Consider the following 20,268-nt stretch of genomic DNA (forward strand, 5'->3'; position numbering starts at 1 on the left):
TAGACACCCAACATGCGTCGCGCTTTCCTTCTATTATTAATAAATTCATCACTCTGCGCTCAGACCGAACATACCTTTAACGACCTGCCCTTTCCCGAGCCCAGCAATGACGATCTCAATGCCTCGATCCTCGATGACTCCGTGAGCATAGGTGAGACCTCCACCCTGCCCAGCCTCAACGCCAAGCAAGTGGCAAAATCCCACTGGGACTACACCATCGGAACCAGCTACGAGTCGCAATACATGCTGCGCGGACGCCAGGCCGGCTACGACGTCATGCAGACCATCGGCGTCATCGCCCACCAAGGAGCGAGCTTCAGCGTGTGGTGGAACCAGCCACTCGACCCGTCCGACAACGCCGTCGACGTGCCGGAAATCGATTTCACGCTCAACTACTCCAAGCCCATCACGGAGGATGTCGACGTGAGCATTGGCGGCGTCCTCCAATATTACCCACGCGCGAACGCGATTCCAGGGGCAATATGGGGCATCGCTGGCGCGGTCGAAGTCGACTCCCTCCCTGCCAGCCCGACCCTTCTCTATCAATACATCTTCGAGATGGAGCGCAGTGAGTTCTACTTCCTGCTCGACCAGCAATTTTCACTGGAACCCATCTTCGGCGACCCGAACGTCTTCTTTGAGCTGACCGCCAATCTCGGCTACGCCCATCAGGGCGACACTGCCTACGGCTCGAAAAACGACTGGGCGTGGGCAATGGGCTCAGCCGCCGTCGGCTACCGATTCCTGGATCAGCAGCTCGAAGTCAAAGCAGGCCCCAACTTCGCAACCAATAACGACGGCGCTGCCAACAACATTGCCGGCCGCGAAAACAACGTCTGGCTCAGCATCAGCGCCGACTATTCTTTCTAATGGCTGCGCAATCTCGCCTCATGGGAGGTTACTCGAAGTGCGCTAATCTATTATATATACGCACGCAAAGGCGCCCAGAATCCAGTAAAGTCCAATAACCGGCGCTTATTAGCAGAATATGCTGGTCAGCGGGCCACAAATACCCTCTGCTGTCGCGCTTCCGTAATCGGCGCAGTGTTCAACTGGGCTACGGCGACCTGCCACACGGATAGTGAAATTAATCCAAATTCGGCCAGAAAAGGGGTTGACAGAGACGTCCGTTAGCCTACTTTCTCCGCTTTTCCCTATTTTCGATGAAGACAACTTTAGCAAAACCAGACGCCGACAAGAAGTGGGTGCTCGTAGACGCCGAGGGCAAAGTCCTGGGCCGCCTCGCCGTAGAGATCGCCAATATCATCCGCGGCCGTCATAAGCCCACCTACACGCCGCATGTCGATGCAGGCGATTTCGTCGTGGTCATCAACGCCGAGAAAGTAGTCCTGACCGGCAAGAAGGAAGAGGACAAACAATACATGTTCCACACTGGCTGGGTCGGTAATGAATACCGCCGCAATGTCGCGCACTTCCGCGCCAAGAAGCCGGCGTTCCTCATTGAAAACGCCGTCAAGGGCATGCTCCCCCGCAACAAGCTGGCTCGCCACATGATGAGCAAGCTGAAGGTATATGCAGGCGCAGAGCACCCGCACCAAGCACAAAACCCACAACCGCTCAGCAAGTAATTTAGTTAGTTACCTACCATGACCGAGACTCAAACAGTTTTTACCGCCGTTGGCCGTCGCAAGACCTCCTCTGCCCGCATTCGCCTGATCCAGGGCGGCAGTGGCAAGATCACCATCAACGGTCGTGAGTTCGAAGACTACTGCTACTCCGAGATGATGCAGCGTGGTGTTGTCCGTCCGCTCGTCCTCACCGAGACCAAGGCAGACTTCGATGTAGTCATCCGTGTTGAAGGTGGCGGCCCGACCGGTCAAACCGGCGCGATGGCGCACGGCATCGCTCGCGCGCTCCAGAAGTTCAATCCCGAGCTTCGCCCCGTCCTCAAGAAGGCTGGTCTCATCACCCGTGACCCGCGCATGAAGGAACGTAAGAAGTCCGGTCAACCCGGCGCTCGCAAGCGTTTCCAGTTCTCCAAGCGCTAACGCAACCCGCGAAGGTTTACTTCACTTTCGAAACCCTTCTGTGGCCGTTGCCTGGGAGGGTTTTTGCGTTTTTACCAAGGCCGTTACGAAGATTTTTCAAATATCAAAGTTCAAAGGTCAGTTTTCAATTATCAATGACCATACACTGACAACTGACAATTGACCATCGACCACTGACAATTTAACCGACCACCACCGCTATGAAACCAGTCAATGTAGGCATCGTCGGTGCCGCCGGATACTCCGGTGAAGAGCTCGTCCGGCTCATCGCCGGGCACCCTTACGCCAACCTCACCGCCGTGACCTCCCGGTCCCTCGCGGGCAAGCCGGTGGTGGAAGTCATGCCGCGGTTCCGGGGCCTGCTGCCCAAAGACTTTGTTTTCACGGAATCCGATCCCCAGGCCCTCGCCGCACGGGACGATATCGACGTCTTTTTCTTGGCCCTCCCCCACGGCGTTGCTGCCGAATATGCAGAAGCCCTCGTCGCCTCAGGCAAGAAAGTCCTCGACCTGAGCGCGGACTTCCGGCTCAGCTCGACCGAGACCTACAAGGAGTTCTACGGCGCGGAACACCCTGCCCCGGAACTACTTAAGGACGCAGCCTACGTCATCCCGGAGGTGCATGGCAGCGGTTGGGAAAACGCCAAAATGATCGCCTGCCCTGGTTGCTACCCAACCAGCGTCATCACTCCCCTCGCCCCCCTGCTCAAGGCCGGACTCCTCGAAAAGGACGGTATCATTGTCAACGCTATGAGCGGTGTCAGCGGCGCGGGCAAGAAGGTGGCGGAAGACTACATTTACTGCGAGCGGAACGAGTCCGCCAAGGCCTACGGCGTGCCGAAGCACCGGCACCTCTCCGAAATCGAGGAGCAGCTGAGCGCCGCCGCCGGCGACCAGGTGATCATCCAATTTACGCCGCATCTCGCCCCCATGAAGCGGGGCATCGCCACGACCATCGTCGCCAAGGCGAAGCAAGTCGGCATCGAGCCCATCTACGCCGAGTGGGAAAAAGCCTACGGCGACCGGCCCCTCGTCTCCCTGCTGCCCAGCGGCAAGACGCCCGACACCGCCCATGTCACCGGCACGTCGCGGATTGATTTCTCCGCCGTCTACGACCCACGGACCGGCAACGTGGTCATCACGAGCGCCGAGGACAATTTGCTTAAAGGCGCCAGCGGCCAAGCGGTTCAACTCATGAACCTCTGGCTGGGCTATCCCGAAACCGCTGGCCTTTTCTAAATATCCGACCATGAGCGACGCTATCCAAATCACTAACCCTTCCCCCGGCATCGGAGACACCCCTGGATTCGTCGCCTCAGGCGTAGCGTGCGATGTGCGCTGCAATGGGAATGAGCGGCTCGACCTTACGCTCGTCTATTCGAAGACACCGTGCACCGCCGCGGGCGTTTTCACCACAAATGACGTCAAGGCCGCGCCAGTCGTCCTCGACATGGAAGTTTTAAAGAGCAGCGCTCCGATCCACGGCTTCGTCGCCAACAGCGGCAACGCCAACGCCTGCACCGGCGCTCAAGGCATGGCCGACGCCAAGGAAATGATCGCGCTCGCCGAGCAAGCTGCTGGCGCGCCCGCAGGCTCGTTCTTCGTTTGCTCCACCGGCCGGATTGGCCGCGTGCTGCCGATGACCAACCTGCGGAAAGGCATTGCTGATGCGGGTTTGGCGCTGGAAGACTCTGCGGCGCAAAGCGAAAAGGCCGCCTACGCGATCCTTACCTCCGACACCAAGCCGAAGACCGTCACGACGCGCTTCGACTGGCAGGGGCAGACGATCACCGTGTCCGGCATGGGCAAGGGAGCGGGCATGATCGAGCCCAACATGGCCACGATGCTCGCTTTCGTCACGACCGACGCCGCCGTTGCCAAGCCACTGCTTCAGCAGGTGCTCTCGACTGCCAACCAAACGTCGTTCAACCAAATTACCGTCGACGGTGACATGAGCACCAACGACACCGTGCTGCTGCTCGCCAACGGCGTGAGCGGCATCGAAGTGACCGAAGACCAGGCCGAGCTCCTCGCGCTGTTCCAGCAAGCCGTCGGCATTGTCTGCCGGAAGCTCGCGGAAAAAATCGTCGGCGACGGCGAGCGGGTTACAAAGTTTGTCCGGCTCTACATCAAGGGCGCACCGTCCGACCAAGCCGCCGAAAAGGTGGCGCGGGCGATTGGCAACTCCTTGCTGGTCAAGACTTCCTGGTTCGGCAGCGACCCCAACTGGGGCCGGCTGATGGACGCTGCGGGCTACGCCCGGGTGGGCCTTGTCGAAGCCAAAGTCGACCTGCATTACAACGACGTCCCCGCCCTGCTCCAGGGCACGCCGCAGGATGACAACCTCGCGCAATGGAAGGCCATCGTCGCGAATAAGGAATTTTCCATCACGCTGAACCTGAATGTCGGCGAAGGGGCCTACGAATTGCTTTCGACGGACCTCTCCACTGGCTACGTTGACTTTAACAAATCCGAATAACACCACATGGCTCCCACCGCAGCAACCCCCTCCCTCGACGGAATCGACATCACCACCAAGGCCAAAGTCTTGTTGGAAGCGCTCCCCTACATCCAGCGTTTCCGCGGCTCGATCTTCGTCGTGAAGTACGGCGGCAGCTTCATGGATGACCCCGATCCAGAAACCCGGATGCGGGTCGCGACGGACATCGTTTTCCTCGCCGCAGTTGGCATCAAGGTGGTCGTCGTCCATGGCGGCGGCAAGGCCATCACCCGGGGCATGGAAGAAGCCGGCCTCGAGCCGGTCTTCAAGAACGGCCTGCGCGTGACCGACGCCGAGGCGGTGAAGATCGTCGACAAGGTGCTCAACGGCCAGGTCAACCTCGACATCTGCGAACTTATTCAGCAAAAGAACGGACGCCCGCTCGGCATCCCCGGCAACTCCGTTTTCAACTGCGAGAAGATGCTCTCGGAAGACGCCGACGGCAACGAGATCGACCTCGGTTTCGTGGGCTCCATCAAGTTCGTGAAGGCCAAGCTCATCAAAAAGGCGCTCACCGACGGCTACACGCCGATCATTTCCCCAGTCGCCATTGACGACAACGACCAGCCGCACAACACCAATGCCGACGTGGCCGCCGCGGCCGTCGCTGGAGCCCTCCGAGCACGACGATTAGTTTACATGTCCGACGTGCCCGGCCTCCTCAGCGATCCCTCCGACCCAAGCTCGCTGATCTCCACGCTGCACGTCGATGAAGTCGCCGGCCTCAAGGCCGATGGCACCATTGGTAAGGGCATGATCCCCAAGGTCGACAGCGCCGTCAACGCGCTCCACAACGGCGTCCATCGCGTCCACTTCGTCGATGGCCGGCAGCCACACAGCATTCTTTTGGAAATCTTCACGGATCGGGGCATCGGCACCGAAATCGTGAACCGCTAACTCCCCTAATGACCACCGCAACATCACTTTACGAACAATACGTTCTTGGTAATTACGGCCCGCCCAGCACCACCTTTGTGCGGGGTGAAGGCGTCTATGTGTACGACGACGCCAACCGCCGCTTGCTCGACTTTGGCTCCGGCATCGCCGTGACCAACATCGGCCACTGCCACCCACATTGGGTGGACGCCGTCCAGAAGCAAGTCGCCCAGCTCGCGCACATCAGCAACCTGTATGCGCACGATTCCCAGGGCCTGCTCGCCGAACGCCTCGTGAAAAAGGCCGGCCCGGGTAAAGCGTTTTTCTGCAACAGCGGCGCCGAAGCCAATGAAGCCCTCCTCAAGCTGGCGCGCCTCCACGGCCGGAAGCTGAGCGAAGGCCAGGAAGCTTTGCGTTACAAAGTAATCACTGCCGAGAACGCCTTCCACGGCCGGACATTTGGCGGCATGGCGGCGACTCCTCAGGAGAAGATTCAAGGCGGCTTCCGCCCGATGCTCGACGGCTTTGCCCACGGCAAGCTCAACGACCTGAACAGCTTTGCGGACAAGATCGACGCGCAGACCGCAGCCATCCTCGTGGAGACCATCCAAGGCGAAGGCGGCATCAACGCGTGCACTCCGGAGTTCCTTCAGGGTCTGCGGAAGCTATGCGACGAGCACAACCTGCTGCTCATGATCGACGAAGTTCAGTGCGGCATCGGCCGGTCCGGAACGTTCTTTGCCTTCGAAGAAGCCGGCATAAAGGCGGACGCCATCGGCATGGCCAAGGGCCTCGGCGGCGGCTTCCCGATTGGCGCAGTGTGGATTGCCGATGCGCACGCGGGCCTCTTCACACCGGGCTCTCATGGCACCACATTTGGCGGCGGTCCCCTCGCCTGCACCGCGGCGCTGGCCACGCTCGACGTCATTGAAGACGAAGACTTGCTCGGCAATGTGCAGAAGAATTCCGCGCCATGGATTGCCCGGCTGCAGACCTTGATCCGGTCTTACCCGAACCTCGTGGACGAAGTCCGGGGCCGGGGCTACATGGTTGGCCTTGCGCTCAAGACGGACCCACGGCCCATCGCCGTAAAGCTGCGGGAAGCTGGCCTGGTGACCATCCCAGCCGGCGGCAACGTCCTACGTTTACTTCCACCCCTCATCGCGTCCGAAGACGACCTCCAGGCCGCGACCGACATTATCTTCAAAGTATTTTCAGAGCTGTAGAGATGAAGCACTTCCTGAAAGTTACCGACCTCAGCGTCGAGGAAATCAGCGAGGTTTTTAAGCTGGCTGCCCAATACAAGCGCGAGCGTGCCGCCACCCCGAAGCCCCTCGACGGGCAAAGCTGGGGCATGCTCTTCTACAAGAACAGCACCCGCACACGCGTGTCGTTCGAAGTCGGCTTGCATGAGCTTGGCGCGCATCCGGTGATCCTCAGCGCGAGCAATACGCAGATCTCCCGCGGAGAAACCGTGGCCGACACCGCCAAGGTGCTGTCGCGCTACCTGCATGGCATGATCATCCGCTGCTACGAGCACTCCCTGCTCGATGACTTTGCCGAGTTCGGCACGATGCCGATCGTCAATGCGTTGTCAGATTATTCACACCCGTGCCAGATCCTCACGGACATCTTCTCGCTCGCCGAAAAGGTGACCGATGGCGACTACCTGAGCGCCGTGCAGGGCCGCAAGATCGCCTTCATGGGCGACACCAATTGCAACATGGCCAACTCCTGGCTCCTTGCTGGCGCGCACCTGGGCATCGACATCGCCCTCGGCGGACCGCAAGAGCTCGCGCCCGGTCAGGAAGTCATCGACGACCTCGCCTCGCAGGGCAAGCCGCTCACGGATCAGTTTACCACCGATCCGCTGAAGGCCGCCAAGGACGCCGACGTGGTTTACACCGACGTGTGGGTCAGCATGGGCATGGAGGACGAAAAGGAAGACCGCCTGAAGATGCTCGAACCATACCAAGTGAATGCCGACGTAATGGCCGTCGCCAAGCCGGACGCCTACTTCATGCACTGCCTGCCGGCTCACCTCGGCGAGGAGGTCAGCGAAGACGTCTACAACAGCCCGGCCTCCATCGTCTTTGACGAAGCGGAAAACCGCCTCCACGTCCAAAAGGCAATCCTCACAGTCCTGACCGCGAAGTAGTCGCGAAGCCCATTAAAATTTCAAAAGCCGGTGACCCACGTCGCCGGCTTTTTTGTGCGCCTGAAGCGGTGGGCCAGAGCAAGGCAACGGTTTATCGCTGGTTCTCCACTTACCGCGCATACGGTCTTGAGGCTGTTTTAAATGGTGGATACTGAGGCGCTAAGCACTTTGCCCATTGCCCTGTTTACGGTCTAGGTGACCGAGGTCGCGGTTGGGGTCCAGGCGGTCGCGGACACGCTGCTTGAGCGCCTTTACATCCGGGAAGCCGCCATCGCGCTTGCGCTCCCAGAGCAACTCTTCGTCGTAGTGGATTTCAAACATGCCGGCCTCGCACGCGGGCTCCAGCGTGACGCTCTGCAAGTCGTCGACAAAGGTATGCAGCAGCTCCTGCGTCATCCACGCAGAGCGCAACAGCCAGTTGCATTTCGGGCAGTAGCGAATGAGGATCTTGGGCTTGGACATGCGCCTTAGCATGAGCGCGAGCACCGACAAATCAATCACATTGGGTAGGGACGGTTACCCTCAACCGTCCACCGCAAGGGATTAGCATACGCGAATTTGCAGACAAATTGAAACCGGACGGTTGAGGGCAACCGTCCCTACCAATGGTTTCAGCATCCGGTTCACTACTCCCCTCGAATTCAGCAATCCGCAATCGCAAATCCGCAATTGACCAACGCGCGCCGGTTTGCAGCTTTAACTCTTTCGCGATGACTGTATTCCCAAACGAGAACGATTTCCTCACGTCGGCCCAGACGGCCGCTGTTGTGCCCGTGCACGCAGATTTGACGGCGGATTTCGAAACGCCGGTTTCGGTTTACTCGAAGCTGCGGGCCCACGCGCCCGCGTTCCTGTTCGAGTCGATCGTAGGCGGTGAACACATCTCGCGCTACAGCTTTGTTGGCTGCAGCCCGCGCCGGGTCATCACGAGCTGGCCGGAAAAAACCGTCATCACCGAGCGCGACGGCTCGAGCCGAGAAGTCGCCACGCCCAGCGACCCGCTGACGCTGATCGAAACCGAGCTCAAGCCCTGGGAGACGCCGACGCACCCCGATCTGCCGCCCTTCATCGGCGGTGCCGTGGGTTTCCTCGGCCACGAATACATCCACCGCATCGAGCCGACCGTCCCGCCCGCTAAGGAAGACGTCCTCGGCATGCCGCTGATGTGGTTCGGGCTGATGGACACCGTTGTCGCCTTCGACCACGCCAAGCAGATCATCCGCATCGTCAGCAATGCGCGCCTGGAAGACGGCCGCGACGCCAAGGAGGTCTATGCCGACGCGTGCGCCGAGATCGAGCGCGTGATCGACATTCTTTCCAAGGGCAGCCAGCTCGCGCCCATGCCGCTGGCGCAAGTCGACCCCGCCGACATCAAGGTGCCGGAGGGTAACTTTACCCGCGAGCGCTTTGAAAACGTCGTCGAGGCGACCAAGGAATACATCCGCGCCGGAGACATTATCCAAGTCGTCGGCTCGCAGCGTTTTGAGGCCGATTACGACCGCTCCCCGCTCGATCTGTATCGCGCGCTGCGGTTCGTGAACCCGTCGCCGTACATGTTCTGCCTGGAAACGGGCGACTACGCAGTCGTCGGCGCCTCACCAGAGGTCCATGTGCGCAGCACAGGCGGCCGGGTGGAGATCCGCCCCATCGCCGGCACGCGCCCGCGTGGCAAGAACGAAGCCGAGGACCAGGAGCTGGAAGCCGACCTGCTCGCCGACGCCAAGGAACGCGCCGAGCACCTGATGCTCGTCGACCTGGCGCGCAACGACATTGGCCGCGTTTGCGAAGTGGGCTCGGTCCACGTGTCCGACTACGCGATGATCGAGCGCTACAGCCACGTGATGCACATTGTGTCGCAGGTGGAAGGCCAGCTCGCCGAAGACAAGTCGCCCTTCGACCTGATGCGCGCCACCTTCCCGGCGGGCACCTTATCCGGCGCGCCGAAGATTCGCGCGATGCAGATCATTTCCGAGCTCGAGGGTCAACGACGCGGCGTTTACGGCGGCGCGTTGGGCTACTTCAGCTACGATGGCAACCTGGACAGCTGTATCGCGATCCGTACCGCCCTGCTCAAAGACGGCAAGATCTACATCCAGTCCGGTGGCGGCTGGGTCGCAGACTCCGTCCCCACCAACGAGTATCAGGAAACGGTCAACAAGGCCAAGGGCATGCTGAAAGCCGTGGCGCTTTCCCGCCTGCTCGGCAGCTAGCTTGACTAGGGCGCTTTCTCTGAAGTAGCGTGTCGACTATACCGATGCGCTACCTATCACTCAGCCTGCTCACGATCCTGGCTAGCCTGTCTCTAGGCTGTGAAGGCATGAAGGGCCACTACGAGTCTGAACTCAAAAAAGCCCGCGAACGCGAGGAAGCCCAGACACAAACCATCGCTCAGCTACAGGCGCAAAACACCGCCATGCAGGACGAGCTGTTCGCGCTCAAGAAAGCCGACCACGTGCTCGTCACGGGCGAGCTTAGCCAGCCGGGAATTTATTACATTGGCCAAGAGGCAACACTGGTCGATGTCATGTTGAAGGCTGGCGGAGAAACCCGCTTCACCTCCAAACACGCAGTCATCACCCGTGACGGCGAAGGCATCGACATCGACATTACCCGGCCAAAGTCGTCTGCCATCACAATTTTGCCCGGCGATATTCTCTATTTTGAGAGAGCAAGTTTCTAAAGGCCACTTTGATATAATTGCAAAGTGCATGATTAAGCGGAAAAGCGCATTGCGAGTTGACTGAGCTGTTTTCGACAAAGAAAGACCTTATGCCACCCCGACCCTCAATCTAGAGGGCTTTTTGCCAAGCAATTAGCTCGTGGCACACAATTTGCGGACGTAGGGTAAACCCGAGGCAGTTTGATGGAACAAAGACGAGCAAAATTGATGTCTCTTATAAACATCAGAAAAAAAATTCCGATAAAAGCGTCAGGAAATTTGCATTTGTTCGACTTACATCTTACAATCAGCCTCTAACGTTCGTTTGAATCCACTACACAGCTTACCTATGATATCCAAGATCTCAGCCAGCGCTTCAGCCAAAATCGCCGTCCCTCGTGAAGACGATCAACCCGCTTTAAATCTTGGTCGTCCTCGTGCTCGCGTCAGCGAACCCGAGACCTTTGAGGAGCTGCCCAATTCGGAAAAATCGCCCCTACAGCTTTACTTACAGGAAATCGGCCAGATCCCGCTCCTCAAGCCTGAAGAGGAAATCGCTTTAGCTCGCCGCATCATGAAAGGCGACCACGAGGCTCGCCAACAGATGATTCAAGCGAATCTGCGCCTAGTCGTTAAGATTGCCTACGATTATGCAAATTTCGGGCTCCCGCTGCTCGACTTGATCAGCGAAGGCAACATAGGCCTCATCAAGGCCGTAGAGCGTTTTGACCCCGACAAGGGCGGCAAGCTGTCAACCTACGCCGCATGGTGGATCAAGCAGTCCATCAAACGAGCACTGGCCAACCAATCCAAAACCATTCGCCTGCCCGTCCACCTTGTCGATAAGATTGCGAAGATCCGGAAGACCTCGATGCAGTTGCAGGAAGAACTCGACCGCGAACCCACTGACGAAGAAATCGGCCTCGTGCTTGAGATGCCGGCCAGCAAGGTCGCGCACTTAAAGAGCGTTAGCACACGCCCCAGTAGCCTCGATGCCCCTGTGGGCGAGGATGACGGCGCCCAACTTGGCGAGCTCGTCGGCGATGACAACGCCATGACGCCCTACCAGACCTTGAGCGGCAAATCACTCATGACCGATGTCAATGCCATGATTGATGCCCTCGATGAGCGCGAAGCAGAAATCATCCGCTTACGTTTCGGACTCAAGGGAGATTCCCCGATGACACTAGAAGAAGTCGGCGCGCTATTTGATGTCACCCGCGAACGTGTTCGTCAGCTTCAGAACATTGCGTTGCAGAAAATGCGACGAGCCATGATGGATAAAGAGCGCCAGCGCAATGCCGAAGAGGTCAAAAAAGAACGCCTCGCCCGCAAGCGTTTTGAAGTCCTTGAGGAATTCTTCTCGAAAGTGGGCGAATAACCCTCCGCGCCACTACCTCTCACCATTGTAATCGGCACCAGATATAGTCGCTAGCTTAACCGTGCGCAAAAAGCGTCGTTTTTTAGATTCTAGCTCGGTAAATGCTATAGTCATACCACCTACCGTCAGCAGGTCCAAAGCGCACTGTATTTTTGTATTGATCCAGAGACCTATTTAATACATTAAAGACCTGACCATCTTGCTAATAAATCTGTAGGGCCAAAGAGGAAAAGGGAGATAAATGCCAAAAGTAAAATGGACGGATTTTCAGCAAAACCCTGCTGAGGAAGGACGCGTCGTCGTTGTGCCACGTACGCCGGATTTTGATCGCCCTTTCAGTGCACGTGTGCCCAAGCCGCCACAACGTAAGCCACAATCAGCTCCGCCGGCGCCTACTCCACAGCCTAAACCAAGCCATAATCCTCAGGCTATGGGCATTGTGATCGCCATTGTGGCGTTTGCTCTGATTACATTTGGTGGTCTCTGGTTCATGCGTCGTGAGCACGAGCCCAGCGCACAAGAACGCCAACTGCTCGCCGCAAAACTGGCAAGCGCTCAGATGGCAGCTCAGGAAACACCAAAGGATTTCATTGATGCTATGGATATCACCATGGTCCGCTTGGCTGGAGATCAGACCCGCGCCAATATCAACGGTGAGCTCTATCGTGTTGGACAGATGATTGATGAGCACCACGGCATTGTATTCGTAGGCTCAGACCCCGATGGCGAATTCCTGCTGTTCCGCGACGACGAAAACCAGACTCATTTCTATCCGCTTTACAAACGCTGATCTATTGCGGCCAAAAAAAAGACCGCGTGTTAACCGACGCGATCTTCTGAATCTACAGGTGTATCCACTGCCTGAGGCGAGTTTGGCACCTTTTCCTTTTGGATGAACATATAGGGCCGAACTGGTACAGTGGCCGAACATCCTGCCAGGAGTGCAATGATGGCCAATAGGCCTGCGAGACGAAGCTTCATAAAGGTGGAAGCTAGGCCTACAGACCCCGCAATGCAAGAATTTATCCGGATTTAATAGCCGTCCGAGCAGCTTAACCTAACACTTCTTCCGGCTTGAAGAAACGGGCGATTTCCGCTTCGGCGGTCTCGGGACCATCGGAAGCGTGGCAGACATTCACCATCATGTCCGTGCCCATATCGCCACGGATCGTGCCAGCTGGGGCTTTGGTGGAGTCTGTCGGGCCGAGCAAATCACGCACCTTGCCAATCACGCCTTCACCCTTGAGGACGAGGAGGATCACCGGACGCGAGCTCATGAAAGCTTCAATGTCCGGGAAGAACGGCTTGTCTGCAACGTGCGCGTAGTGGGTACGCAGAATTTCGGAGTCGAGCTTGGCCATTTTGCAGGCGGCGATTTCAAAGCCGGCTTCAGCGAAGCGGTCGAGAGCCTTGCCCCAGAGCTTCTTTTCCATGCAGTCGGGTTTGAGAATGATGAAGGTTTTTTCCATGATATGTGTGTCTTTAAAACGGGCAACATAGCCTCAACCACACTGGTGACAAGGCCTTAGTTTCACCCATCTGCCTCGTCCGCTTTCTCTCCCCGAATTCACCCATCAAAAAGCCCCCGACTACACTCAGTCGGAGGCTCAAAAACATTGCCCCTCAGCCGCCTTGCCTCACCGCCCATTTCGCCAATGGCGAAATCACGATGCGTAGCATCGAGGGTTTTAGGGCTGCGCCCTAATGTTTGAAGTGGCGGGTGCCAGTGAAGACCATGGCCATGCCGCGTTCGTTGGCGGCGGCAATGACATCGGCGTCCTTCACTGAACCACCCGGCTGGATGGCGGCGGTGGCACCAGCGTCGGCTGCGGCGATCAGGCCGTCGGGGAACGGGAAGAACGCATCCGAGCAAATCACGCTGCCTTCGATCGAGAGACCGGCCTCGCCAGCCTTCCAAACGGCAATCTTGCTGGAGTCCACGCGGGACATCTGGCCAGCGCCGACACCGATAGTGCGCTCGGGCTTCGCGTAAACAATCGCGTTGGACTTCACGTGCTTCACCACGCGCCAGCCGAAGAGCAGCGCAGCCCATTCTTCTTCGGTGGGCTGACGCTTGGTCACGACCTTGAACTCGCGCGGGTCGATCTTCTTGCTGTCGCGGTCCTGCACGAGCACGCCGCCGATGACGGACTTAACTTCCTGCAGGGACTCGGCGCGCAGCCAATCGCGGGCGATCATCAGGCGGAGGTTCTTCTTCTTGGCAAAGATTTCGCGGGCTTCAGCGGTGAAGTCCGGGGCGATGATCACTTCGCAGAAAATGGAGGAAATGATCTTGGCCAGGTCGGCGTCGAGCGTGCGGTTCATCACGATGATGCCGCCAAACGGTGCCTGCTTGTCGGTTTCAAATGCCTGCTCCCAAGCCTTGACGAGGTCGAGGTCCGAAGCAACGCCGCACGGGTTGGTGTGCTTGAGAATCGCCACGGTGGGCTTCTCGTATTCGCCAATCAGGTAGGCGGCGGCGGTGATGTCGATCAGGTTGTTGTAGGAAAGTTCCTTGCCCTGAAGCTGCTCGAAGCACTCGTGGAAACGGCCATAAAGCGCCGCCTTCTGGTGCGGGTTTTCGCCGTAGCGGAGCGTCTGCGCGCGCTTCAAATTGACGTTCAGCTGGGTCGGCACGCCGAGCACACCGCCGGGAATTTCCGATGCGAGCTTGCCGTCGAGGTAAGTGCCGATTGCAGCGTCGTAGGCGGCGGTGCGCTGGAAGGTCTTCAGCGCCAACTCGCGGCGGAGCGCAGTCAGAGCTTCCTCGCCTTCCTTCATGGCTTCGAGCACGCGGCTGTAGTCGGCCGGGTCGCAGACCACACTCACGCTGGCGTGGTTCTTCGCGGCGCTGCGGAGCATGGACGGGCCGCCGATGTCGATGTTTTCAATGGCGTCGGCAAAGGTGGCGTCACGTCGGGCAACGGTGGCCTCAAACGGGTAAAGGTTCACGCAGACGAGGTCGATCATGTCGATCTCGTGCTTGGCGGCTTGATCAAGGTGGTCCTGCTTGTCGCGGCGGCAGAGCAGACCGCCGTGGATCTTCGGGTGCAGCGTCTTGATGCGGCCTTCCATCATCTCCGGGAAGCCGGTGTAGTCGCTAACTTCGGTGACGGGCAGACCCGCCTCCGCAAGGATTTTGGCGGTGCCGCCGGTGGAAAGGATCACGTAATCGTGCTCCTTGACGAGCGCCGTGGCGAACTCCACCACGCCTGCTTTGTCACTGACCGAAATGAGGGCTTGCTTGGACATAGCGCGTGATTTCGCCGTCCCTCCCCCTCCCTTGCAACAAAAAAGGCAACCTGCGGTTGCATCCGCGGATTTTCGCACTGCGAAAATGGTGAGGGGCAAGGAGTTCGGAGAATCGAGGCTGGGAAAATTCCTGACAAATGCCTTTTAAGCACGAAGAGCTCGAAGGACTCGAAGTTAACGAATCGTTCTTCACCCGCAGAGGCGCGGAGACGCTGAGATACAATTAAAAGCTCCGCGTCTCTGCGCCTCTGCGGGATACCAATTCGTCCTGCTGGCTTCGTGCACTACGTGGTTAAAGCTACATAGCAAAAAACTTCCTACCGCGCTAAATCAACCCGTGGCTAATCATGGCCTGGCCGACGCGGAGGAAGCCCGCAATGTTGGCGCCGGCCATGTAGTCCTCGGGTGTGGCGTATTTATTGGCGCAGTCGGCGCATTGTTCGAAGATGCGGTGCATGATGCGTTGGAGCTCTTCGTCGACCTGCTGGAAAGTCCAGCGTTCGAGGCCGGCGTTTTGCTGCATTTCGAGCGCGGATACCGCCACACCGCCCGCGTTCGCGGCCTTGGCCGGACCATAGAGAATCCCCGCCTCGCGGAAAACTTCGATGGCCTCCGGCGTGCAGGGCATGTTCGCGCCTTCGCAAATGAGCTGTAGACCGTTGTCGACGAGCTCCTTGGCGTCGTCGCCCTCGAGTTCGTTCTGCGTCGCGCAGGGGAAAGCCATGTCGCAGGGCACGCCCCAGACTTTTTTGCCCTCGTGGAAAACGGCGTCGTGGTGGCGCTCGCAGTAGGCGCTGATGTGCTTGCGCTCGACTTCGGCGAGGTGCTTGATCACGCCCACGTCGATGCCGTCCTCGTGGTAAAGCGTCCCCGTGATGTCCGAGCAGGCGATGACTTTCGCGCCGAGATCGGTCAGCTTTTTCATGGCGTAAGTCGCCACGTTACCAGCACCGGAGACGATGACCCGCTTGCCCTCCACGCTGTCGCCGCGCAGCTTGAGCATCTCCTGCGTAAAGTAAATGACGCCGTAGCCAGTCGCCTCAATGCGCGCCAGCGAGCCGCCCCAGGAAACACTTTTGCCGGTCATCACGCCCATTTCGTAGCGATTCGTCAGGCGCTTGTATTGGCCAAAGAGGTAACCGATCTCGCGCGCACCGACACCCATGTCGCCGGCCGGCACGTCGCGCTGTTGGCCGATGTGGCGGTAGAGCTCGCTCATGAAGGCCTGGCAAAAACGCATGACCTCGTCGTCGCTCTTGCCGTAGGGCTCGAACTCCGCGCCACCTTTGCCACCGCCGATGTTCAGGCCGGTGAGGCTGTTTTTAAAGACCTGCTCGAAGCCAAGGAACTTCATCACACCCATGTTCACGACTGGCTGGAAACGCAACCCACCCTTGTAGGGACCAAGCACGCTGGAGAACTCGATGCGGAAACCGCGCGTCGTGTGCACCTTGCCGTCGTCGCCTCGCCAGACCACGCGGAAAATAATCTGCCGCTCCGGCTCGCACATGCGCTCGAGCAAATTCAGGTCTTCAATTTCCGGATGCTCTTCGAGGATTGGGTTGAGCGTTTTGATGACTTCACTAACGGCTTGCAGGAAGATCGGTTCGCTGTGGTTACGCTGTTGGACGGTATCGAGGGTTTTCGCAATGTAGGGGTGCATAACTTACTTTATATCCAATCGGATATTATAGGCTATTCTGTAGCCAATGTTTGCAGAAAGGGCAACGCAAGGCTGTGGATTTTATTGTATTGGCAAAATCAAACGATTTATCCATGCTTTGATCAATGAAATCTTCGATAATGCCCATCAACGAAGCCTCTCCCCTTTCAATCGACGAACAATTGAATCTCTTTGCTGGTCGCGACGCCTGGCACTACCCCGCAATCCCGTCGCTAAATCTGCCTGCCATGCAGGTGGCCGACTGCGGCCACGGCGTTACATTGGTCGCTCCCCCCTACGGCAGCGCCACGTGCTTTCCGACTTCAGTTGGCATGGCGGCGACCTGGAATCAGCCGCTGATTGAAGAAGTCGGGCAAGCCCTCGGACGCGAGACCCGCGCCAAAAACTGTCGCATGCTACTGGGCCCGATGGTCAACCTGCACCGCCTGCCCTGCGGCGGTCGCAACTACGAAACCTTTTCCGAGGACCCCGTGCTCGCGGGCAAGATGGCCAGCGCGATCATCCGCGGCATTCAGTCGGAAGGAACCTCGGCCTGCATCAAATCGTTTGCCTGCAATAACCAGCAGTTTAACCAGAAGAATATCAGCGCCGAAGTCGACCCACGCACCCTGCGCGAGCTCTACCTGAAGGTCTTCGAGATCGCCTACCGCGAAGGTCAGCCCTGGGCCACGATGACCTGCTATAACCCGATCAATGGCGAGTATCCGGGCGACAGCCAGACTTGGCTACAAGGCGTGCTGCGCGACGAAATGGGCTTCGACGGCTTCATCGTCTCCGACTGGAATGCCCTCCAGGGCGAAGGCGCCATCCAGTCCAGCGTCGACATGGAAATGCCCGGCCCCGGCAAGGTCCTTACCCCCGAGCGCCTGCGCGACGCCCTGGAGCTCGGCCTCGTCGACGAAGCCGAGCTGGAGCGACGTCTGCAACGCATCATCGAGCTATACGAAAAGTGTGAGCCTGCCCGCAAAGGCGAGCGCTACTCACCGCCGGAGCTGGACTCCCCCCGCCACCGCAGCATCGCCCTCCGCGCCGCCGAAGAGGCCATTACCTTGCTCAAAAACGACGGCGCTTTGCTGCCCTTCGACCGCACCAGGATCAAGCGCCTGGCCGTCATCGGCCCCAACGCTGCCAACGCACGCCTCGGCGGCGGTGGCAGCGCCTCGGTCAGCCCGTTTTACGCGATCTCGCCGCTACAGGGCATTCGTGACCTAGTCGGCGATAGCGTCGATGTCCTCTTTGCCGAAGGCTGCTCGCAAGGCAGCAACCTTCCCACCGTGCCGCCGGAATTCCTGTCGCCGGTTGATGGCGAGTTCGGCCAAGGCCTGACCGCCGAGTATTTCCAAGTGGATCATTTCCTCTCGGACGAGGCACCAAGCGTCACGCAGACCAACGGGCAGATCGACTTCTCCTGGGGCTGGGCGTCCCCCGCCACCAGCCTGCCGCGCAACGATTACGTGGTCCGCTGGTCAGGTAAGCTCCGCCTACCAGCCGCCGGCCAATACCGTTTCTCCATCGCCACGCAGGAAGGCATTGGTCGCGTCGATTTCGACGGCGAGACCGTTATCGACTGCTGGAGCGACTTCGACCCGACCAATTTCGAAAGCGCCTACGCCAACCGCGCGGGCGAGTTCGCCATCGAGATCGACGCCCCGCGTGACGTGGAGCTCTGCGTGCTTTATCGCAAAACGAAGACCCGCGGCGGCATGCACTTTGGCTGGGAAACGCCCTTTAGCCAGGACCCAATCGAAGCAGCCGTAGAGCTGGCTGCAAGCTGCGACGCGGTGGTCATCGCCGGAGGCCTGAGCAATCAATTTGAAGGCGGAGACTGCGACCGCAAAGCCTTTGCCCTGCCCGGATGCCAAGCCGAGCTGATCCGCCGCGTCTGTGCCGCGAATCCGCGCACAGCGGTCGTCCTGAAAAACGGCACGCCAGTGGATTACCGGGACTGGCTGGACGCCGCCCCTGCCCTGCTCGAAGCCTACTATCCTGGCCAGGAAGGCGGCACCGCGATAGCCCGCGTGCTCTTTGGCGAGGTCAACCCCAGCGGCAAGCTGCCCGACACGCACCCGAACAATTGGGAGGAGGTGCCCTGCATGCAGTTTTACCCGGGCGAAAACGGCAAGACCGAGTACGGCGAGGGCCTCATGGTCGGCTATCGCCACTACGACGCTGCTGGTGTTGAGCCGGTGTTCCCATTTGGCTTTGGCCTGTCCTACACCACGTTTGAAATCGGGGTGCCCAAGCTCAGCGGTGCCTTGACCGAAGGCAGCGAGATCGAAGTTTCCGTGCCCGTGGCCAACACCGGAAACCGCGCTGGCCAAGAGGTTGTGCAAGTTTACCTGGAGTGGGTCAACCCGCCCGCCGGGCGCCCGCCCCGCGCGCTGATCAACTTTGCCAAGCTCGCACTGAAGCCCGGCGAAACGCAGACCGCGCGCCTCGCCGTGCACTACCGCGACTTGCTGACTTACAACGCTGACCACGCGGCGTGGGAGCTGGAGCACCGCGAGTTCAACCTGTGCATCGGGAATTCTTCGCGTTCGCTGCAGCGGATCAAACTACGCCTGAATTAAAGTCTGCTTTACTCGCTTTACTCGCGCTGGATGAGTCCGCAATCTGTCCGGCATCCGATTACATAGATACATATTTGGGCAACTCCTGCTCGCCTCGACGATGGCGGTGGCGGTCTTCGTGTTCATCCTGGTTTTCTTCAAGATGCTGAAGGTCGCGGGTGACGCCTTGGCCAGCGGGCAGATTGGCGGGCACATGCTGTTCTACCTGATCGGCATTACGATCCCAGTCATGCTGCCCTACGCCCTCCCCCTAGGCCTGCTGACGGCGATCCTGCTCGTGCTCGGACGCATGTCCGCCCAAAACGAAATCGTGGCAATGAAGGCCGCCGGACTCAGTCTGTGGCGCATCACCACACCTGTCTTTGCGCTAGCGCTGATCGGCGTCGTCATCTCGGGCATCATCAATGTCTACTACGCGCCAATCGCCGACACCGCATTCCGCGCAACACTCCAAAACGCCGTGCAGCGCGACCCGCTGAGCTTCTTCACCCCGCGCACATTCGTGAAAGACTTTCCGGGCTACGTCATCTTTGCCGACCGCCGTGAAGGCAACGAGCTCAAGGAAATCTACGTCTGGGAGCTGGACGATCAATCCCGCGCCATTCGCCAGCTTCAAGGCCAGCGCGCGCTGTTGAACGTGAGCGAAAACGCCACGGAAATCGTCCTCACCGTCTTCAACGCGAACGGCCAGATGATGAACCCCGACGAATTGGCCAATCTGGACGACATGCCCATCGTGGAATTCAAGAAATCAGAATTCCGCCTCTCCCTGGCCGATCTATTGGGCGAGCACAAGCAGACGAAGCTTTCCATCAAAACGCTCAACGAGCTGATCGCCCTGCGCGAGGCAGCCATCCACTCAGGCGAAGAAGACTCCTTTGCCAAACGCATCGAGCTACAAACAGCAATTCAGAAGAAGTTCTCGTTCTCCTTTGCTGTGCTCTCGCTCGCGCTGGTAGCCATCCCCCTTGGCATCAAGGCCAGCCGCACCGAGACCTACGCCAACTTCGCCATCGCGCTCGGATTGGGCATTTCCTATTTTGTGGTCTTCATCTTTTGCTCGTGGTTGGAAAAGACGCCCACGATGCGCCCGGACTTATTAATCTGGGCGCCCAACTTCGCCTATCAGGCCCTCGGCGGCATTCTCTTTTGGCGCGCCAGTAAGCGTTAAAATCCGCCC

At 58.9% G+C, this 20,268-nt stretch carries 18 protein-coding genes; 14 read left to right on the forward strand and 4 right to left on the reverse strand.

The genetic code is table 11. The annotated features are described in order from the left end of the window. Positions 1 to 12 precede the first annotated feature (12 nt). The 8 genes from RBB62_RS08550 (at position 13) to argF (ending at position 7,542) form a co-directional block, all read left to right on the forward strand. On the forward strand, positions 13 to 870 hold the full coding sequence (locus tag RBB62_RS08550) for a hypothetical protein (protein ID WP_309398326.1): 858 nt from the start codon (positions 13 to 15) through the stop codon (positions 868 to 870). A 293-nt stretch (positions 871 to 1,163) separates the two neighbouring features. Beyond that, positions 1,164 to 1,589: a 50S ribosomal protein L13 gene (gene rplM / locus RBB62_RS08555; protein WP_309398327.1), complete on the forward strand. Its 426-nt coding sequence runs from the start codon at positions 1,164 to 1,166 to the stop codon at positions 1,587 to 1,589. 18 nt (positions 1,590 to 1,607) lie between these two features. Next, positions 1,608 to 2,009 carry a 30S ribosomal protein S9 gene (gene rpsI, locus RBB62_RS08560; protein WP_309398328.1) on the forward strand — a complete coding sequence of 134 codons (402 nt, stop codon included), beginning with the start codon at positions 1,608 to 1,610 and terminating at the stop codon, positions 2,007 to 2,009. A 200-nt stretch (positions 2,010 to 2,209) separates the two neighbouring features. Further along, positions 2,210 to 3,247 carry an N-acetyl-gamma-glutamyl-phosphate reductase gene (argC, locus tag RBB62_RS08565; RefSeq protein WP_309398329.1) on the forward strand — a complete coding sequence of 346 codons (1,038 nt, stop codon included), beginning with the start codon at positions 2,210 to 2,212 and terminating at the stop codon, positions 3,245 to 3,247. Positions 3,248 to 3,257: 10 nt separating this feature from the next. Continuing rightward, on the forward strand, positions 3,258 to 4,487 hold the full coding sequence (argJ, locus tag RBB62_RS08570; protein ID WP_309398330.1) for a bifunctional glutamate N-acetyltransferase/amino-acid acetyltransferase ArgJ: 1,230 nt from the start codon (positions 3,258 to 3,260) through the stop codon (positions 4,485 to 4,487). 6 nt (positions 4,488 to 4,493) lie between these two features. After that, entirely contained in the window at positions 4,494 to 5,405 is a 912-nt protein-coding gene (gene argB, locus RBB62_RS08575) for an acetylglutamate kinase (RefSeq protein ID WP_309398331.1), read from the forward strand. Between the two features lie 8 nt (positions 5,406 to 5,413). Next, on the forward strand, positions 5,414 to 6,610 hold the full coding sequence (locus tag RBB62_RS08580; protein WP_309398332.1) for an aspartate aminotransferase family protein: 1,197 nt from the start codon (positions 5,414 to 5,416) through the stop codon (positions 6,608 to 6,610). Between the two features lie 2 nt (positions 6,611 to 6,612). Further along, positions 6,613 to 7,542 (forward strand): ornithine carbamoyltransferase, encoded by a 930-nt coding sequence (gene argF, locus RBB62_RS08585; RefSeq protein ID WP_309398333.1) that lies wholly within the window; start codon positions 6,613 to 6,615, stop codon positions 7,540 to 7,542. 159 nt (positions 7,543 to 7,701) lie between these two features. Here argF and RBB62_RS08590 read toward each other — a convergent pair whose 3' ends face one another. After that, positions 7,702 to 8,004 (reverse strand): Rdx family protein, encoded by a 303-nt coding sequence (locus tag RBB62_RS08590; RefSeq protein ID WP_309398334.1) that lies wholly within the window; start codon positions 8,002 to 8,004, stop codon positions 7,702 to 7,704. A 248-nt stretch (positions 8,005 to 8,252) separates the two neighbouring features. Between RBB62_RS08590 and trpE the strand changes: the two genes are divergently transcribed. The 4 genes from trpE (at position 8,253) to RBB62_RS08610 (ending at position 12,372) form a co-directional block, all read left to right on the forward strand. Next, on the forward strand, positions 8,253 to 9,752 hold the full coding sequence (gene trpE, locus RBB62_RS08595; protein WP_309398335.1) for an anthranilate synthase component I: 1,500 nt from the start codon (positions 8,253 to 8,255) through the stop codon (positions 9,750 to 9,752). A gap of 44 nt (positions 9,753 to 9,796) precedes the next feature. Further along, a complete protein-coding gene (locus RBB62_RS08600; protein WP_309398336.1) occupies positions 9,797 to 10,222 on the forward strand; it encodes a polysaccharide biosynthesis/export family protein in 426 nt (141 codons plus the stop codon). A gap of 328 nt (positions 10,223 to 10,550) precedes the next feature. Then, positions 10,551 to 11,582: a sigma-70 family RNA polymerase sigma factor gene (locus RBB62_RS08605; protein ID WP_309398337.1), complete on the forward strand. Its 1,032-nt coding sequence runs from the start codon at positions 10,551 to 10,553 to the stop codon at positions 11,580 to 11,582. Between the two features lie 241 nt (positions 11,583 to 11,823). Further along, positions 11,824 to 12,372 carry a hypothetical protein gene (locus RBB62_RS08610; protein ID WP_309398338.1) on the forward strand — a complete coding sequence of 183 codons (549 nt, stop codon included), beginning with the start codon at positions 11,824 to 11,826 and terminating at the stop codon, positions 12,370 to 12,372. Between the two features lie 262 nt (positions 12,373 to 12,634). On the opposite strand, the gene ndk is transcribed toward RBB62_RS08610, so the two are convergent. The 3 genes from ndk to gdhA form a co-directional block, all read right to left on the reverse strand. Beyond that, positions 12,635 to 13,051 (reverse strand): nucleoside-diphosphate kinase, encoded by a 417-nt coding sequence (gene ndk / locus RBB62_RS08615; protein ID WP_309398339.1) that lies wholly within the window; start codon positions 13,049 to 13,051, stop codon positions 12,635 to 12,637. A 232-nt stretch (positions 13,052 to 13,283) separates the two neighbouring features. Further along, complete coding sequence (purH, locus tag RBB62_RS08620) at positions 13,284 to 14,834, reverse strand: bifunctional phosphoribosylaminoimidazolecarboxamide formyltransferase/IMP cyclohydrolase (RefSeq protein WP_309398340.1); 1,551 nt, start codon at positions 14,832 to 14,834, stop codon at positions 13,284 to 13,286. Between the two features lie 325 nt (positions 14,835 to 15,159). Next, positions 15,160 to 16,497, reverse strand: a complete 1,338-nt coding sequence (gene gdhA / locus RBB62_RS08625; protein WP_309398341.1) for an NADP-specific glutamate dehydrogenase — start codon at positions 16,495 to 16,497, stop codon at positions 15,160 to 15,162. Positions 16,498 to 16,622: 125 nt separating this feature from the next. Between gdhA and RBB62_RS08630 the strand changes: the two genes are divergently transcribed. Together RBB62_RS08630 and RBB62_RS08635 are read left to right on the forward strand one after the other, a co-directional pair. Further along, positions 16,623 to 19,088, forward strand: coding sequence for a beta-glucosidase (locus RBB62_RS08630; protein ID WP_309398342.1), 2,466 nt, complete (start codon positions 16,623 to 16,625; stop codon positions 19,086 to 19,088). A 70-nt stretch (positions 19,089 to 19,158) separates the two neighbouring features. After that, positions 19,159 to 20,259 (forward strand): LptF/LptG family permease, encoded by a 1,101-nt coding sequence (locus RBB62_RS08635; RefSeq protein ID WP_309398352.1) that lies wholly within the window; start codon positions 19,159 to 19,161, stop codon positions 20,257 to 20,259. Positions 20,260 to 20,268 lie beyond the last annotated feature (9 nt).

This window comes from Cerasicoccus maritimus (assembly GCA_031296935.1).
GTDB lineage: Bacteria > Verrucomicrobiota > Verrucomicrobiia > Opitutales > Cerasicoccaceae > Cerasicoccus > Cerasicoccus maritimus.